At 61.6% G+C, this 15,355-nt stretch carries 18 protein-coding genes and 1 pseudogene; 8 read left to right on the top strand and 11 right to left on the bottom strand.

The window, feature by feature from the left end; all coding sequences use genetic code 11:
- Positions 1-2: 2 nt before the first annotated feature.
- Positions 3-530: a GNAT family N-acetyltransferase gene (locus AC06E7_RS11365; RefSeq protein WP_478064763.1), complete on the top strand. Its 528-nt coding sequence runs from the start codon at positions 3-5 to the stop codon at positions 528-530.
- On the opposite strand, the gene AC06E7_RS11360 is transcribed toward AC06E7_RS11365, so the two are convergent.
- On the bottom strand, positions 523-813 hold the full coding sequence (locus AC06E7_RS11360; RefSeq protein WP_478064762.1) for a DUF6916 family protein: 291 nt from the start codon (positions 811-813) through the stop codon (positions 523-525). The genes AC06E7_RS11365 and AC06E7_RS11360 overlap by 8 nt on opposite strands.
- An 896-nt stretch (positions 814-1,709) precedes the next feature.
- Between AC06E7_RS11360 and AC06E7_RS11355 the strand changes: the two genes are divergently transcribed.
- The gene (locus AC06E7_RS11355) at positions 1,710-2,075 is read left to right on the top strand and encodes a hypothetical protein (RefSeq protein ID WP_478064761.1); all 366 of its coding nucleotides are present in this window, start codon (positions 1,710-1,712) and stop codon (positions 2,073-2,075) included.
- A gap of 44 nt (positions 2,076-2,119) precedes the next feature.
- Here the strand turns inward: AC06E7_RS11355 and AC06E7_RS11350 are convergent, their stop codons facing one another.
- The 3 genes from AC06E7_RS11350 to AC06E7_RS11340 form a co-directional block, all read right to left on the bottom strand.
- Positions 2,120-2,680 carry a cysteine hydrolase family protein gene (locus AC06E7_RS11350; RefSeq protein WP_478064760.1) on the bottom strand — a complete coding sequence of 187 codons (561 nt, stop codon included), beginning with the start codon at positions 2,678-2,680 and terminating at the stop codon, positions 2,120-2,122.
- 15 nt (positions 2,681-2,695) lie between these two features.
- Positions 2,696-3,334, bottom strand: a complete 639-nt coding sequence (locus AC06E7_RS11345; RefSeq protein ID WP_478064759.1) for a DUF6766 family protein — start codon at positions 3,332-3,334, stop codon at positions 2,696-2,698.
- Between the two features lie 148 nt (positions 3,335-3,482).
- Positions 3,483-3,980, bottom strand: a complete 498-nt coding sequence (locus AC06E7_RS11340) for a YciE/YciF ferroxidase family protein (protein WP_449334591.1) — start codon at positions 3,978-3,980, stop codon at positions 3,483-3,485.
- Between the two features lie 238 nt (positions 3,981-4,218).
- Between AC06E7_RS11340 and AC06E7_RS11335 the strand changes: the two genes are divergently transcribed.
- Genes AC06E7_RS11335 through AC06E7_RS11325 form a run of 3 tightly spaced genes read left to right on the top strand, consistent with a single transcriptional unit; the run spans position 4,219 to position 7,760 of the window.
- Positions 4,219-4,395 (top strand): DUF3606 domain-containing protein, encoded by a 177-nt coding sequence (locus AC06E7_RS11335; RefSeq protein WP_184123555.1) that lies wholly within the window; start codon positions 4,219-4,221, stop codon positions 4,393-4,395.
- Positions 4,396-4,407: 12 nt separating this feature from the next.
- On the top strand, positions 4,408-6,918 hold the full coding sequence (gene ligD / locus AC06E7_RS11330) for a DNA ligase D (protein WP_478064758.1): 2,511 nt from the start codon (positions 4,408-4,410) through the stop codon (positions 6,916-6,918).
- A gap of 41 nt (positions 6,919-6,959) precedes the next feature.
- Positions 6,960-7,760 (top strand): OBAP family protein, encoded by an 801-nt coding sequence (locus AC06E7_RS11325; protein WP_478064756.1) that lies wholly within the window; start codon positions 6,960-6,962, stop codon positions 7,758-7,760.
- 99 nt (positions 7,761-7,859) lie between these two features.
- On the opposite strand, the gene AC06E7_RS11320 is transcribed toward AC06E7_RS11325, so the two are convergent.
- The 6 genes and pseudogenes from AC06E7_RS11320 to AC06E7_RS11295 form a co-directional block, all read right to left on the bottom strand.
- The gene (locus tag AC06E7_RS11320; protein ID WP_478064754.1) at positions 7,860-9,683 is read right to left on the bottom strand and encodes a glycoside hydrolase family 15 protein; all 1,824 of its coding nucleotides are present in this window, start codon (positions 9,681-9,683) and stop codon (positions 7,860-7,862) included.
- A gap of 43 nt (positions 9,684-9,726) precedes the next feature.
- Positions 9,727-9,876: pseudogene (locus AC06E7_RS11315) on the bottom strand (NAD(P)-dependent dehydrogenase); the annotation flags it as partial.
- 33 nt (positions 9,877-9,909) lie between these two features.
- Positions 9,910-10,776 (bottom strand): SDR family oxidoreductase, encoded by an 867-nt coding sequence (locus tag AC06E7_RS11310; protein ID WP_369968758.1) that lies wholly within the window; start codon positions 10,774-10,776, stop codon positions 9,910-9,912.
- A gap of 216 nt (positions 10,777-10,992) precedes the next feature.
- Positions 10,993-11,478: a DUF4126 domain-containing protein gene (locus AC06E7_RS11305; RefSeq protein WP_478064751.1), complete on the bottom strand. Its 486-nt coding sequence runs from the start codon at positions 11,476-11,478 to the stop codon at positions 10,993-10,995.
- 40 nt (positions 11,479-11,518) lie between these two features.
- Positions 11,519-11,938 carry a hypothetical protein gene (locus AC06E7_RS11300; RefSeq protein ID WP_478064749.1) on the bottom strand — a complete coding sequence of 140 codons (420 nt, stop codon included), beginning with the start codon at positions 11,936-11,938 and terminating at the stop codon, positions 11,519-11,521.
- A gap of 1 nt (position 11,939) precedes the next feature.
- Complete coding sequence (locus AC06E7_RS11295) at positions 11,940-13,088, bottom strand: two-component system sensor histidine kinase NtrB (RefSeq protein ID WP_478064748.1); 1,149 nt, start codon at positions 13,086-13,088, stop codon at positions 11,940-11,942.
- Positions 13,089-13,266: 178 nt separating this feature from the next.
- Between AC06E7_RS11295 and AC06E7_RS11290 the strand changes: the two genes are divergently transcribed.
- On the top strand, positions 13,267-13,620 hold the full coding sequence (locus AC06E7_RS11290; protein WP_478064746.1) for a response regulator: 354 nt from the start codon (positions 13,267-13,269) through the stop codon (positions 13,618-13,620).
- Positions 13,621-13,665: 45 nt separating this feature from the next.
- Here the strand turns inward: AC06E7_RS11290 and AC06E7_RS11285 are convergent, their stop codons facing one another.
- Entirely contained in the window at positions 13,666-14,166 is a 501-nt protein-coding gene (locus tag AC06E7_RS11285; protein ID WP_478064744.1) for a hypothetical protein, read from the bottom strand.
- A gap of 259 nt (positions 14,167-14,425) precedes the next feature.
- Here AC06E7_RS11285 and AC06E7_RS11280 point away from each other — a divergent pair, with 259 nt between their 5' ends.
- Together AC06E7_RS11280 and AC06E7_RS11275 are read left to right on the top strand one after the other, a co-directional pair.
- Complete coding sequence (locus AC06E7_RS11280; RefSeq protein WP_478064742.1) at positions 14,426-14,770, top strand: hypothetical protein; 345 nt, start codon at positions 14,426-14,428, stop codon at positions 14,768-14,770.
- Between the two features lie 11 nt (positions 14,771-14,781).
- Entirely contained in the window at positions 14,782-15,324 is a 543-nt protein-coding gene (locus tag AC06E7_RS11275; protein ID WP_478064950.1) for an alpha/beta fold hydrolase, read from the top strand.
- Positions 15,325-15,355: the final 31 nt, after the last annotated feature.

The following is a 15,355-nucleotide window of genomic DNA, read 5'->3' as shown; positions in this document are numbered from 1 at the left end:
CCTTGGCATCGTTTCCACCGCCGCGCTCGACCGCGCTGGCGGCCACCTCGGGCTTGCGCTGGCGCTGTCGTCCGCTGGGTGACCACGACCTGACGTGGTTGCCGGCGCTGTACGCCAGCACGCGTGAGCAGGAACTGCAGGCGGTGCCATGGCCCGCCGATGCCAAACAGCAGTTTCTTGCGCAGCAGTTCGTCGCGCAGCACCAGCACTACCTGGCCCACTACCCTCAGGCGCATTACCTGGCCGTCGAGTGCGAAGGGGAAACGGTGGGGCGCTTTTACCTGGATGAGACCGGCGCGGACGACCGCTTGGTCGACATCAGCCTGTTCCCAGCGTGGCGGGGGCAAGGCATCGGTGCCGCGCTGATCGAGCGCCAGCAGCAGTCATCGGCCGCACGCGGACGCGGGCTTGCGCTGCATGTGATGGTGCACAACATCGGAGCCCGACGCCTGTATGCGCGGCTGGGCTTCGTAGGAAGTGGTGCCTCGGAAGATGGGGTTTACCTGCCGCTGCGGTGGCAGCCTAGTTGAAGACGGCCTGGTAGAGGAAACCGGCGCGCTCCTGCGCGATGGGGACCAGGAAGATGCCGACTTCACCCACGCGACCGTGGCGCAGGGGGTAGATCTTCTGCGGGAATACAATCGGTGCGGTATTGCGGAACAGCAGCGAGAACGGTGCACGCGTTGCACCCGGATGGGAGGCGGGCAGGGGACGGGCCTCCACCAGCACGAATTCCATCGCCATGCCGTCGTATTCGGCAGCGAATGTCTCGTTCACGCACCCGGCGAAGTGTTCCAGCGTCAACAGTTCCATGTCCGTCCCCCCGTCAGGCAGGCCGCAGAAAGGCGGCTGCGGGTATCGTCGCCGCAATGGGTTACTTGCGCAAGCTGCCCTATGCAAGATGCCTATGTATCCAGGTTGATATCGCCAGGCTTCTCGACCAGTATTCTCGCGGCTACAACCGGCAGACCGACGGCAAGCTCACGCCAAGCTCCGATCAGCTGCCATGGCGGGGAACGCTGGTCTGCTGCAGTCCCATGAGTGAGTCATGGAAAGAGGAAGTACGGTTGTCCGACGGCCGGCTGATCGTGGTCAAACGCACCGCGAAAGGGCGTATCACGCGCGATATGGCAATGCGTGCAACCGGCTGGATACCCAGCGAGACCACTGTGCGAATGGGGCAGGTGGATGGGGCTGCCAAGCCGCCGGTCTGGCGATCGGACCTTATTCCGGTCGTCATGGACTACGACCCGGCTGCATCGACGTGGTCGGTCGTAGCCACTTACTTGTGGTGCAGCTCCCTACTGCGACCTGATCGAAGCTCGAACCCTGCAGGATGAAGCCCGGCGTGCAGGTCGCCCCGGACCGTCCGACGATGTCATTTCTCTACCTGCACTGGGATCTGATGAGGCAGCGCGATCAGGGCGCGCCTGCGTAGGCGGGCAGGGGATGCGGAAGCTTCCTGACGGATGGGAGCAAGTCTCGTCCACATCCGGCGGCTGGCAGCGATGCAGATCGCGCTAGCTGGGTCGTAGCGCCGAATTTCGTTGAATGTGGACCAGAGAGCCCGCCTGCCAGCACGCTGTGTCTGCTGCAGGGCTGGTGTCATGAGGGGACTTACAGGTAGGTGGCAACTGGCCTCGAATTTTGACGCAGCCTTGGCACGCGCTGAGGATACTTTGCGCCCATTGCTCTTGAGGAGAACGGGAGTGGGCAAGTCATCACACATTTTGTCGATTCCGAAGGTCCTGAGGCTCGAGGTGATGCAGCTGGACTTCGGCGAAGCTGCGGTGGTGGTGGAGCTGGCGTCTGAGCCGCCCAAGCGTTGGCTTGAGGCGCTCAAGCGCGAAATGGCCAACACGGAAGGGCTTGAGTCTGCGTCTGCCAAGTTCGACGGTTGCTTTGTCTACGTCCTGGGACTGGAACCAGGTATCGGAGGCGCTGTCCGCCAAGTCAGCCGCCTGCTTGCCGCAGTCCACGAAAGGCGGGTACCCGGCAGTGGTGATTCCCCGGAGACGGAGATGGCTACAACACGCCTTCCAACCCCATCAAACCCGACCTGGCTGCCCGCGTAATCAGCGGTGCCTGAAGGACCAGGTGCGACGCTTGCGGGAATGATTCATCCAGTCCCCAGTCGGCGCAGGTAGCTCGCAAGCTTGAGAACGGTTGCTGCCTTGGACCCTTCCAGCAATCGGAGTGCCGTGGTCTTTCGAGAGCCGATGCCGGCGACCGCGTCCTGCACCACGATCATGTCATATTCCCTGGCGTTGCCATCGAAACATGTGGCAGTGATACACGACTCCGCCGTCATTCCAGCAACGACGAGCTCCCTTACACCAAGCTTGGCAAGCAGCACGGCCAGCGGGGTGGCGAGAAATGCGGAGTGCTTGGGTTTGAGCACGAAATAGTCACCGTGCTCCGGTTCCAGGATCTTCGCGATCGCCGAGGACTCACCCTCGGTGCCCAAGCAGAGCCTCACCAACCCCTTGAAATCCATCTGCCAGTTGGCGAAGTTGTCGTTGGCGTAGATGACCGGATGGCCGAGCGCCCGGAAGCGCTGGGCGAGCGTCGAGATGTGCCGAGCGGCTTCCAGCGCCTTCGGCTTCACCTGGCCGGCATCCGGGAAGTCGAACAAGGTGAACATGTCAATGATCAGGAGCGCTGGGCCGGAATTATTCATAGCTGCTCTTGCCCCTCAATCGCCCGTTTGGCTGTGAGGCGCCGCCAGTGGTTTGGATTGGGGCGAGTCCTTCTGACGAAGAAATATAGTCAGAATCACGAGGGCAAACACGGCCAGGAACTCACTCTGCCAGTTCTGGAAGGATTCGAACCAGAAGCCGCTGCTCCACAGGTGTTGCCAGCAGGTGGGGGCGGGCAGTCCTTTCGCAAGCTGCTCCTCGACCTCCGCACGCCAGCTGCCCGCAAGATGCAGCGAGAAGCTCAACAGAAACAATGTCGTGAACGCGATCGCCAAGGAGTGACCGTAGAGCATTTTCCAGATCCCGCCTCTCCGGACGGCCCAAGGCGTTGGACCCGGCTCAATCCGCTCTTGTTCCTGCGCGTCATCCAGTGGGCGCGATTCGGCTGAACCCTTCTGGCGGAGGCTGACGGTCAGCAGGACATACATGCCCATCTGAAGGAACTCGCTTTCCCAGTTCTCGAAGGTTGCGCTGACGAAATGGCCGCTATGCAGGTAGTCAAACAGGCTCAGTGCAGCGCGGTGCGTTTGAGCAAGTTCCTCGTTGTGGGTCAAAAAGCCAGTCCATATCTGGCCTCCCAGGAAGACCAGGAGTAAAGCCAGAAGCACGATCGATAAACCGTTTCTCTTCCACATGCCAACACGGCCTACAGTTGAACGAACGTTTTGACAGTAGTCTTTCCACTAGCGAATTGCAGTGAAGGAGCGGCGATCTACGCCGCTCCTCGGTTCAGCCCCTCCGCAGAACGTCTCTTCCAGTCGTCTCCGCTCATAGGCATCCGCCTCAAGCGGCCTTCGCGGCCTTGGCGTTGCCACCGGACTTGGCCAGGATGGTCAACTTCTCGTCGGTTGCCTTTTCTTCTTCCAGGGTTTCCAGCAGGAGCGGGAGCGCGTCCTTGTAACCCAACTGCTTGGCAAGGGCCGCGATGGTGCCGTAGGAAGCGATTTCGTAGTGCTCGACCTTCTGGGCACCGCCAATAAGAGCGGCATCCCGCACCGGGCCTTCCTCGATGCTGTCGATGGCTTCCTTACCCTCCTCAACCAACCCCTCCATGGCGGCGCACTTGATGCGCTTGAGGCGGATGCCCAGCAGCTCGACAACCTGGTCGATGCGTTCTATCTGACCCTGGGTCTCTTCCAGGTGGGTTTCGAAGGCGGCGGCCAGGTCCGGATTGGAGGCGGCGCGCGCGAGGCGCGGCAGCGCCTTGGTCAGCTGCTTTTCCGCGCTGTAAATGTCCGACAGTTCGTGGACGAACAGGTCTTCAGCGGTCTTGATCGCCATGTCGATTCTCCGGGTGGGTGGTGGGTGGAGCGCTGACGCTAAGCGCCCTCTCGTTAGGTCGGTGCGCAAATCTGTGAAGGGCTGCTACACACCCGCGACGACTTCAAACAGATGAAAAGCCCGTGGTCTGGGTGGCCCAGCGGGGCTTCAAAGCTGCGTGAAGGGACGTGCAATCCAGTTCACGGCAATCCTACGGTGGCCGGATTAGAAACAGGCTACCTGTCCCGGAGTAGATCCCATGAGTGACGACAAGAACAAGACCGCTTCCCCAGATCGCGACCGAATCAATGTCAATGAAGATTATGAGGTCCAGTACTGGACCAAGGCATTGGGGGTCAGCGCTGCCCAGCTGAAGGAGGCGGTCAAGGCCGTAGGCCCCACCTCGGCGGCTGTTCGCAAGCACCTGGGCAAGTGACGGGCGCGGGGCATGTCCCTCACCGAATACCGCCGCAAGCGCACGTTCAGCAAGACCAAAGAGCCCGAACCCGGCAAGGTGCTTCCTGCCGGGCAGCGAGCCATCTTTGTCGTTCAATTGCATCATGCCAGCCGTCGCCATTACGACTTCCGGCTCCAGGTCGGCGACGCGCTGAAGAGTTGGGCCGTGCCCAAAGGGCCAAGCTACGACCCGAAGGTCAAGCGGATGGCGGTTGAGGTGGAAGATCATCCCGTCGACTACGCCAGCTTCGAAGGCGAAATCCCCAAGGGCGAATATGGCGGGGGACACGTCGCCCAGTTTGACCACGGGGTCTGGGCCACCGAAGGGGATCCCGAGGCTCAACTCGCCAAAGGGCACCTGCGCTTCGAGCTGTTCGGATCCAAGCTTAAAGGCGGGTGGCACCTGGTCCGCTCGGGCAAGCCGGCGCGCCAGCCGCAGTGGCTTCTCTTCAAGGAGGACGATGCCTACGCCAGCCAGGTCGAGGCCGATGATTTGTTGGGGGATGTCGCCGCGCCACCTGCCGCAGACCTCAAACGGGCCGGCAGTGGGAAGCCCGACAAGAAGCGACTCAAGGCGATCCCCCTCGCAAAACCCGCTCGACGCGTGGATTGGGCCAAGAGGGCGTTGGCGCTGACTGGTGGTAAAAGGGCCGAGGCCCCCCAAGGCCCGTTCGAACCCCAGTTGGCCAAGCTGGGCGAATCGCCACCCAAGGGCGATCAGTGGGTTCATGAGATCAAATGGGACGGCTACCGGATCCTGGCCACGGTGGCGGAAGGCGAGGTTCGCTTGTGGTCGCGCAACGCGCTGGAATGGACCAGCAAGATCCCGGAGATCCGTGACGCCATTGCTGCCTTGGGGTTGAAGTCCGCGGCGCTGGACGGGGAGCTGATTGCAGGGCGCGGGACGAAGGAAGACTTCAACCTGCTTCAAGCGACCCTATCTGGTGAACGTCAGGGGGCACTGTCGTATGCGCTCTTTGACCTTCTGCATATCAACGGCGTGGACATCGCGGATGCGCCGCTGCTGGAAAGAAAGGCGCTGTTGGAGGACGTCCTGAAGGGAGCCCCGCCCCATTTGGCCTTGAGCTCGCACATCGCCGGCGACGGGGAGGCGGCCTACCGTTTGGCGGGCGAGCAGCATTTCGAGGGCATCATCTCCAAGCGCGCCGATCGCGGCTACCACGGCGGCCGAGGCGAGGATTGGAGGAAGACCAAGCAGTTGGCCAGCGACGAATTTGCTGTGGTCGGCTACACGGCACCCAAAGGAAGCCGCACTGGTTTCGGATCGTTGCTACTGGCCAAGCCCGACCCCGAGCATGGGTGGCTTTACGTGGGGCGCGTCGGCTCGGGGTTTTCGGACACCCTGATCGGGGAGCTGACGGCGCTGATCGGCACCGCCGGCGGGAAGAAGCCCACCGCACATGTCCCAACGACAGAGACCGACTTGCGGGCCGCCACCTGGTTTGCGCCCCGGTTTGTCGTCGAGGTCTTTTACCGAGGCATTGGCGGGCAACAATTGCTGCGCCAAGCGTCGCTGAAAGCGGTGCGGCCCGACAAAGACGTGGCCGATCTGAAGGACTCAGATCGGAGCAACGATTCCGGCGGCAAGGGCAGGGCGGATGCTGGAGAGCGGGTTCCCCCAAAGCTCTCAAGCCCGTCCAAGGTCATCTTCCCCGACATCAACGCCACCAAGCAGGATGTGTGGGACTACTACAGCGCGGTTATGGACCATCTGCTGCCTGAGATCGTTGGGCGACCACTGTCGATCATCCGCTGCCCAGCTGGCACCGGCCGGCCGTGCTTCTTCCAGAAACACCACACTGCGGGTTTGGAGTTGGTCAGTTCGGTGAAGCTCAAGGAAGACAGTGGGGTCAATGCCTACTACCTGGTGGTCGAAGACGCCGCCAGTCTCTTGGAGCTTGTGCAGTTCAACGCCTTGGAGTTCCACCCTTGGGGCAGCCACGCCGATTCGCCCGACCGCGCCGACCGTGTGGTGTTCGATCTTGACCCGGGCCCAGACGTGCCGTTCTCCGAGGTCAAGAATGCTGCAACCGACATTCGGAAGCTCCTTCAGCAGTTGGAGCTGGAGTCCTTCCTGCGCGTTTCCGGAGGCAAAGGCTTGCACGTGGTGGTGCCGTTGAATCCGGGATGCGATTGGGATCTGACCAAGCGGTTTGCCCATGGATTCGCAGACGCTTTGGCACAGTCCGAGCCGGAGCGATTCTTGGCAACGTCGACCAAAAGCCTGCGCAACAAACGCATCTTCGTCGACTACCTGCGCAACGGCCGAGGGGCTACCGCCGTGGCGTCCTATTCCCTGCGAGGCAGGCCCGGCGCGCCGGTGGCAATGCCCATCGCGTGGAGCGAGCTGTCGAAGCTCACCCGGGCCGATAGCTTCACCATGAAAGACGTTCCCGCCAAGCTCAAACGCAGGCGCAAGGATCCTTGGGAAGGTATCGAATCAATCCAACAGAACTTGGCACGGTGGGCACAGGACGACTGATCCCACTTACCAGCTGCCGTTGCTTTTCAGGAGGAATCACCATGCGTCGATCCATCGTTTGCGCCGCCGTCGCGCTTGTTCTGTCTGCGTGCGGCGGTGGGAACACAGAGTCCAGCGTCCAAGCGCCCGGGGCCGAAGAAAGTGCGAAGACCAAAGTGCTGGAGACCGGGGCGGCCGTGCTGCAGGACCGGCCTCCGGTCGACGCCATCAACGCCTATCTGGACGGGTTCCATTTCTACAACGGCCAGATGAAGGTCCAGATGGAAGCCCATCACTATTGCTCCATCCTCAACGAGGATGTCATCCAGTGCACGATCTACGACGGCAATGTGAAAGACGCCAAGCTGATGGGGGTGGAATACATCATCAGTGAGAAGCTGTTTGCAGGCCTTCCTGAGCAGGAAAAAGCGCTGTGGCACAGCCATGTTCAAGAGGTGAAATCGGGTCAGCTCATTGCGCCGGGGATTCCCGAGGTGGCCGAGCATGCGCTGATGGAGAAGCTCATCCACACGTATGGCAAGACATGGCACACAGACCTGGACAAGGACCTGCCCCGAGGCATGCCGCAGCTGATGATGGGGTTCACCGCAGACGGCCAAGCGGACCCAGCCATGGTCGCTGCCCGTGACGCCCGGCTCGGGGTCAGTAGTGAGGACAAGCGGAAGCGTCGTGCCGATATCGCCGCGCCCCCCATCGATGCAGGGGCGGATGCGTGGCAAAAGGGGAAGGTCATCCAGATCGAGGACCCGATCGGCGGGCATGCTCACGCAGGGAAAGAAGAACCAGACGCGCCGTCCGACGGGGACAAGAACGCGACGTCCAAGGGCAGCTCCGGAATGTGATGGCGGGCGTCGAGGTCAAGACCAAGACGTCCGTGGGCTGTTACCGGGTTTCGATGACCAGAGCCCGATGGACACGGCAGCATGTGTCCGCCGTCCGCCTTAGTCGCCAGCTATCGCATAAGCGGCGTGCACCAAGGCTAAGTGACTCAGGCCCTGCGGCGTATTGCCCAGCCCTTCATCGGCTTGGGGATCCCACATCTCTGGCATAAGGCCCACGTCGTTCTGGACGCGGGCCAGCAACGATCCGAACAAGCGATCCGCTTCTTCTGCCTCCCCCAGCAGGCCGTAGGCTTCCACCATCCAAAACGCGCAACTGATGAACGTGCCTTCGCAGTCCTGCATGCCGCTGTAGCGCCACAGCAGATCGCCGCTTTCATCCGACAGTTCGCGCCGAATGGCCTCCCGAGTAGCGATGAAACGCTCCCGGCGCAGTTCGCCCAAGCCGAAGCGCGAAGCGAGCATCAGGCTCGCGTCCAGCCGGTCGCTGCCGGCATGCATCACGTAGCTCTGCTTTGCTTTATCCCAGCAGTGCTCGTCGATCCAGTCCAGGATGCGCTCTTTCTCGCGCTGCCAGCGCGGCAGACGGGCAGTGGTGATGTGGCCAGCCTCGGCGAGTTCGCAGGCTCGGCGGAGCGCCATCCAGCATTCCACCTTGGACATCGTGTAGTGCTGCGCCTCGCCCAGTTCCCAGAAGCCGCTGTCCTTGCGCATCCAGTTGTCGGCGCATTCGTCAGCCAGTTCGAACAAGAGCCGGGCAGTTGTGGGGTCGAGGATGTGGCCGGCTTTGATCATCCGGCTGGCCATTTCCAATACGTCGCCGTAGGCGCAGGTCTGCAACTGCCCAGAGGCCGCATTACCCACGCGCACTGGTTGGCTGTTGCGGTAGCCCGGCACATCGATACAGCGTTCCTCTTCGACCCGCTCGCCGCGAAGGGTGTAGCACGGCGCAAGCCCGGGACGGTGTCGACCGATGGTGGTCATCAGCCAGCTGAAGCCGGCCTTGGCGTCGGGCAGGGCACCCACGCGCAGGAAGGACTTGATGACGTATGCGGCATCGCGAACCCAGGCGTAGCGGTAGTCCCAGTTCTTGTCGCCGCCGATGCGCTCGGGCAACGAAGCGCTCACCGCTGCGGCGATGGCCCCGGTGGGCGCGAACCAAAGGAATTTGAGCGCAAGCGCCGATCGGATGACTTCAGCGCGGCGGCTTGCGTCGCAGTGCAGGTCGTCCACCCACTGGCGCCACTCCCGATCGGAGCGGTCGATGCGGGTATCGATATCCACTAAAGGCGGAACTGGGAGCACTTCGTCCTGAGAGGCGAGCAGCGCGATGATCTCCTTGTCACCGGGCCGAAGGGTCACGGTGCCGCGGAGTTCCCGGTCATCGCAATTGCCAATCTGCACGCGTTCGGAGTAGCGCAGCATCGTCATCACGGGGCCGGCGTGATGCACGCATCCGTTTGGGGTATCGCTCATCCAGGGCGCGCAGGCCCCAGCCCGGGTGCCCGGCTGGTAGAGCAGATCGAAGGTGAGCTCTCCCTCCAAGCCTTCCAACCGGCGGCCCAGCTCGGACCAAGGCAGCCGCCCGGCCGGGCCGCTGTTGAGCGACTCCGTCACCCGGGCCAGTCCGGTGGCGGTGCGGACGTGCGTTTCCAACACGTTGCTGTTGTCGCGGTAGCGCCGCTGCACCTGCTGAACGTCGCGGGCCTGGAGCACAAAACGACCGCCGGCCGGGGCATCGAGCAGGCGGTCGAGCAGGGGCGGTGCGTCCATGCACGGGGCGCACCACCAGTCGATGCTGCCGTCCGGCGCGATGAGCGCACTGGAGCGCCCGTCGCCAATGGCGGCGTAGGAGTGGATGGGCGCATACCCGTCCGCGTCGCGCTCGCCAGGCACGCTCTCGGCATCGCTGGAGCCAGCGGTCACGGCAGCAGCATGCCGCCGGTGGCGCCGATGCGACCCTTCATGGCCCCAGGCCCACGGAGCTTTTCTCGCCATGGTCGGCCACCGGCTTGAGCTCATGAACAGTGCCGGGCGGGGTTTGAACCTGAGCCGGGTAGGTCGGCTGTGGGAACTGGGTCAGCGGGTTCTTCATGTCGTATTGGTTGCGAGAAGGCATTGGAATCCTTCGGGGAGGAGGGGAGAACAGGCCTTACAGGGTGACCGCGCCGCCGGAGACGGTAAGCAGTGCGCCGGAGGTGTAGCTCGCACTGTCGGCAGCGAGCATCACGTAGGCCGAGGCGAGTTCGGCCGGCTGGCCCGGACGAGCGAACGGGGTCTGGCTGCCGAACTGCTCAACTTCCTCCGCGGCCATGCCGGCGGGAATGAAGGGCGTCCAGATCGGACCGGGCAATACTGCGTTGACACGGATGCCTTTCTCGGCGAGAAGACCGGCCAGACCGATGGTGAGGTTGGCCACCGCGCCCTTAGTGGCCGAGTAGGGCAGGATGTTGGGGGTGGGCTTCTTGGAGTTCACGGAGGCGGTGTTGATGACCGAGCCGCCGTCCTGCAGGTGGGGCACGCACAGACGGGTCAGGTTGAAGACGGCATGCACATTGGTATCGAACGTTTTTCGCCAGTCGTCCAGGGTGATGTCGTCGAAGGATTCGTAGTAGCGCTGATACGCGGCGTTGTTGACCAGGATGTCCAGGCCCCCAAGTTCGCGGGTGACCTGCTCGATGAGCGCTTCAGCCTGGGCGTCGTCGCTTATGTCGCAGGGGCACAGGACGGCCTTCTGGCCCGCCTCTTCTACGAGCGCCCCAATGCTGGCGGCGTCCTTCTCTTCACCCTCCAGGAACGCGATAGCCACATCGGCGCCTTCCCGGGCGTAGGCAATGGCTACTGCCGCACCAATACCGCTGTCGCCGCCGGTAATCAGCGCTTTCTTGCCTTTCAGCAAGCCGTGACCAACATAGCTTTCCTCACCGTGGTCTGGCCGAGGGTCGAGCTTGTCGGTTTTGCCGGGAAACGACTGCTGCTGCGCCTTGAACGGCGGCTTCGGGTAGTTGGGCACGGGCATTGGCTGAGCCTCTATGGGGTTTGAGGAAAAGGTAGTGTGCGCGCGCCCTGGTAAACGTCGCGGCCCAGTGGTGTCGATGCGATGTGTAGGGGCCTGATCGACCGGAGGGTCAGATCGGGTAGGCGATGGTCGTCATGATGCTGTTCTCGGCTTGGCGCGAATCGAGCCGGGTGTGCTGGACGCACCGCCGACCGAGGGACGTGGGCTCATTTAGGTTCATCCGCGACGTCCTCTCGGTTTGGCGCCGCCGGCAGCCCATTGTGTGATCAGGGCAGCACTGCCGACGGCAATGGCGTCTTCCACGGCTCCGGTACTGCTTTGGCCGTAGCGGACGATCGCCCGCATGCGCAGGTTGAAGGTGACGTAAGCCATACCAACGGCGGCGCCAGCACCCAGAAGCGCGCCAAGCTTTCGCTGCCGATGGGGAGCAAGCGCCGCGCCTGCGATGAGCCCGGTAGCGACGCGCGCAACCATGCCTGCCGGAACGATGCGGTCGGGGGCCGTTTTCATCTTGTCACCGATGAGCTCTCCGCCTGCCAATGCGAGCATCCCTGCGGAGGCGAGCTTGTTGGCCAGAAGGCGAGGGGCACCGTTGTCGGCGGGCAAGTTGCCGCTCCGCGCGGCGTTGGTCACTGCGGCCAAAGGGGTCATCGCGCGCATTCCCGCGACGGCTCCCATCAAAATCGAATGGATCAAGGCCATCTGGCTCTCCTGAATGGGGTGGAATTGCCGAAGCCGGCCTTCATGGCTTTGCCGGACGCTCGTAATCTTCCGGTTTGGCGGTGTGCTCCGCGTCAGGCATGTCCTTGTCTTTCCACGTGGCGTCATCGTTCCGGAGCTTGTCCGGGGTGTGCGCTTTATCCTGGTCATCCACGTCGGCGCCAGGATTAAGGGGCAGTTTGCTCATGGGTCGCTCCGTGTTGGTGTCAGCCTCTATGCTGCTCCCGCCGCCATGAGAACGGCGCTTGGGCGGGCTCCACATTTTCACCACGCTTAGGAACGGGATTCCACGAGCCGCCATTTGCGTCTCACCCCTCAACTGGGCGATCGCTTCGATGCCATCGGATGCGGGAGTGACCGCAAAGCCTTGATCGGACAACGCGTGGGTCACCACCGATCTCAAGTCGGCTTCGTCTTCAACGAACAGCAAATTAATGGGCATTTCAAGGCTCGTGGATAGGAAAGCAAAGTACAATCCGGGTGCCTTCTCCCGGAACGCTGCTGAGTTGGGGAAAGCCGCCTGATTGTTTGGTGAAACCAAACACCTGGCTGAGCCCTAGACCGCTACCCCGTCCCACGGGCTTTGTAGTGAAAAATGGTTCGAAGACGCGCGCCTGTTGGGCGATTGGAATGCCCTCGCCATCGTCCGCAACGGTCACGCATACGTGAGGCTCAGGGACATGACTCTCTGAAGCGGGATCCAGGGTTTCTTTGGCGCAGGCCGAGATGGTGATAGTGCCGCCATCGGGCATCGCATCGCGGCTGTTGCACACCAAATTCAGGACCGCTGCCTCAAGTTGTGCCTTGTCAACGAATACCAAGGGAAGATGTTGGTCGAGGTCGAAGGTAACCTCAATCGCGTCTCCCGCCGAACGCTGCAGGAGTTCCTGGGATTCACGCAGCGCGGCAGCGACGTTCAAGGGTTCAGGAAACAATTTCTGGCCTCGGCCAAACGTCAGTAATTGACGCGAGAGCAACGTCCCACGCTCCGCCGCACGAAGGGCCGTCTCGATCAGCTTGGCCGCCGGGCCGTCCTTGACCCTCAAGCTGATGAGGTCAAGGCAGTTGACAATGATAGTCAGGAGGTTATTGAAGTCATGGGCCAACCCAAGCGTCAGCTTGCCGATGGCTTCCATCTTCTGCGCCTGCAGGAGGCTGTGCTGGACCTTTTCCAACCGCTCTTGAGCATCATGACGCTCAGTGATGTCTCGGGTTACTTTGGCGTATCCCACCAATACGCCGTCGACCCGGATGGGATCGATCACGACGCTTGCCAAGAAGCGTGAACCGTCTTGCCGGACCCGCCACCCCTCCTCGATACACCGTCCCTCCGCGGCTGCTGTCCTCAGGTTACGCTGCGGCACGCCCGCAGCTGCATCCTCGGGGAGGTAAAACCGGGAGAAATTCGTTCCAATGACATCTTGGGCGGTGTAGCCCTTGATGCGCTGCCCACCAGGGTTCCAAGTCCGAATTACGCCATGCTCGTCAAGCATGTAAATTGCATAGTCGGTGACGGAGTTGACCAAGAGAGCGAACTGCCGGGACTCGTCATTCAACACGTCTTTGGGGTGTTCCAACTGTGTCACGTCCATCCTCCCCGGGATTGCATTACCCTAAGGGACGATTTGTAAAGAAACCGTAAAAAAGTGCGTTCCTTTGCTCATTTTGATGTGGGCTTTACACAAAGATGCCGCGCCGACCTCAAACTTTTCTTGCACCGATAAACGCGAAGCGCTGGAGGGTGGCCGTATGGCAGACGGAGTTGGAGCAGTGAGCGTGTTCTTGGTCGAGGATGAGCCGGGTTTGATGTATGTGCTCGAGGAATCGATCAAGACCCTTGGCTACGCAGTCGTTGAGAAGGCGGAGTATCTCCCAGACGCTCTAGAGCGTGCGAAAAGCGATGCGTTCGATGTAGCAATGCTGGACGTCAATCTACATGGTCAAGAGTCCTTCCCCGTTGCAGACGTTTTGATGCAGCGCGGAATTCCGTTTGTCTTTACAACGGGGTTTGGTAAAACCACTTTGCCTGAGCGCTTCAAGCGCGCCCAAGTGATGGAGAAGCCATTTCGCCTCAAAGACATCCATCGTGCGATCACGGAGCTTGAAGGGGAGCTATCGGCCTGACCGGGTCTTATGACTTCGGCTGGTTTTCGTCAAAACATCGCTTCGTTATCCTGTACGCCGATAGCTCAAGCACCGACGAAGTTCGACGAGGGCCGGCAAGACCACCAGAAGCATCGCGGGCAGAAGCGCAAAGGCCCATGCGGGGGCGGGGGCCGGGTCAAACGCCAAGACTGATCCGACACCGGCGTTGGGCAGTGACCAGTAAACGGCACCTGTCGCGACCCACGGCGCCAAGTCCAGAATGCTGTGAACATGCTGCTCCAAGGGGCGAATCGCGCGCTTGGGATAGGCCACCCGCGTGTCCCAATAGCCAGTTATTGCGTGCAGGCACACCAATGCCAGGAGGATGGCAACAAGCCCAGTCGAGGCTCGCAATCCCAGCCAAAGAACCGTCGCCAACCCAAGGATCGCAATCTGAGCCACGTGCAGTCTTGACTCCGCAATGCCCGAGGTGGATTCAATACTGCTGGCCCTGTGCAGCGCGAAGTCCATGGCGCCCGCAGCCAACCAGACAATATAGAGGACATGCCAAGCGGTTACGTCCATGGCGTGATCGGATTTTCGATGTTGAAGGTCTGGCTGCGCCTGTAGCTCATAGCGATTCCTCCCGACAGGCCAGGCGTCGGCTGGCCAGGGAATTCTAGAAGAGCTGGCTGCAAGGCAATGTGTTTTCGGAATTGTCTGTTTACCCGCTGCGCTCGGCGGACCGAGGAACTGACCGGTTTGACGGACCATTGACGCTAAGCTGACATCCCGTCCGCTCTGTGCAGCGGATATTTGCTTCCAACCATGTCAGGAGAGACTTATGAGCGCCTATCCGCAATTCAGGGCAGCAACGCCGCGTGTAATTCGAATGGAGATGGCCGATCTGTACGTGGGCGATGGCACCATCGTGGTCCAGTTGGATGCGCTGCCTTGCGAGACCTGGATCCAGAACCTTCGAGCATTTGTGAGTCAGTGCCCAGAGCTCGCCGCAGCAAAGGTTGAGGTGGAGGGTTCATGGGTCCACTTCCTCGGAGTAAGGAAGGCTATTGGCCCGGTTGCGCCGCGCCTTTTGGAAGTCATAGCGGCGGCAGGCGAGATGGCGTATGCCCCCAACACTGCTCGGCCGTCGATGTTTGCCTCGAGCGAGGACCTGGCGATGCTGTGATACGGTTTCTAATGACGCCGGGCCTGATCTCCGCTACCCCTGCAGCGCGGGAATTGGCTTCACCCCAGGAAGTGCTCTCCGGTTCGACGATTTTTGCGCTGCACCAGCGTGCTGCCGCATCCGCGATTGCGCCGGAACAACTGGTCGCTCAACCCACCGTTTACAGCGGCATGGCGTCATCGGACCTGCGACTGCATCTTGAAGGCGAGAAGGAATTCGTCGCGCTGTGTTTCAGTACAGCGCCTGACGACGCAACGTTCCAGCGCACGATCGCCGCTGCGGCCATGGCATCAAGCGAGATGCAGAGGGCCGTCCACGGCATGTCGATCGATGCTGCCAAAGGACTTGGTTCGATGCATAAGCCGCTACTGCTCATCTACGGTGAGCAGGATGCGCTTGTTCAGCCTGGCACCTCCGCAGCGCGGGCGAAGGAGCTTTATCCGAGGACCGCTGTTGAACTGTACGCAAGGTCAGGCCATTCGCCCTTCTTCGAGGAGTCCGCACGATTCAACCAAGATCTCTCTGCATTCGTTGATGCAGCGAGCGCGCACTAAGCAAGGTTGCTACCGACCCGAATGCGTTCAG

The organism is Stenotrophomonas sp. Steno-Z4 (assembly GCF_056393145.1).
The sequence above is the reverse complement of the archived record's forward strand: the minus strand, read 5'-3'. Positions and strand labels throughout refer to the sequence as shown.

Coding starts and splice junctions, on each gene's coding strand:
- AC06E7_RS11360 (WP_478064762.1), bottom strand. CDS start 813: ATGGAACTGTTGACGCTGGAACACTTCGCCGGGTGCGTGAACGAGACA.
- AC06E7_RS11350 (WP_478064760.1), bottom strand. CDS start 2,680: ATGAATAATTCCGGCCCAGCGCTCCTGATCATTGACATGTTCACCTTG.
- AC06E7_RS11345 (WP_478064759.1), bottom strand. CDS start 3,334: ATGTGGAAGAGAAACGGTTTATCGATCGTGCTTCTGGCTTTACTCCTG.
- AC06E7_RS11340 (WP_449334591.1), bottom strand. CDS start 3,980: ATGGCGATCAAGACCGCTGAAGACCTGTTCGTCCACGAACTGTCGGAC.
- AC06E7_RS11335 (WP_184123555.1), top strand. CDS start 4,219: ATGAGTGACGACAAGAACAAGACCGCTTCCCCAGATCGCGACCGAATC.
- ligD (WP_478064758.1), top strand. CDS start 4,408: ATGTCCCTCACCGAATACCGCCGCAAGCGCACGTTCAGCAAGACCAAA.
- AC06E7_RS11325 (WP_478064756.1), top strand. CDS start 6,960: ATGCGTCGATCCATCGTTTGCGCCGCCGTCGCGCTTGTTCTGTCTGCG.
- AC06E7_RS11310 (WP_369968758.1), bottom strand. CDS start 10,776: ATGCCCGTGCCCAACTACCCGAAGCCGCCGTTCAAGGCGCAGCAGCAG.
- AC06E7_RS11305 (WP_478064751.1), bottom strand. CDS start 11,478: ATGGCCTTGATCCATTCGATTTTGATGGGAGCCGTCGCGGGAATGCGC.
- AC06E7_RS11300 (WP_478064749.1), bottom strand. CDS start 11,938: ATGCCCATTAATTTGCTGTTCGTTGAAGACGAAGCCGACTTGAGATCG.
- AC06E7_RS11295 (WP_478064748.1), bottom strand. CDS start 13,088: ATGGACGTGACACAGTTGGAACACCCCAAAGACGTGTTGAATGACGAG.
- AC06E7_RS11285 (WP_478064744.1), bottom strand. CDS start 14,166: ATGGACGTAACCGCTTGGCATGTCCTCTATATTGTCTGGTTGGCTGCG.
- AC06E7_RS11280 (WP_478064742.1), top strand. CDS start 14,426: ATGAGCGCCTATCCGCAATTCAGGGCAGCAACGCCGCGTGTAATTCGA.
- AC06E7_RS11275 (WP_478064950.1), top strand. CDS start 14,782: ATGACGCCGGGCCTGATCTCCGCTACCCCTGCAGCGCGGGAATTGGCT.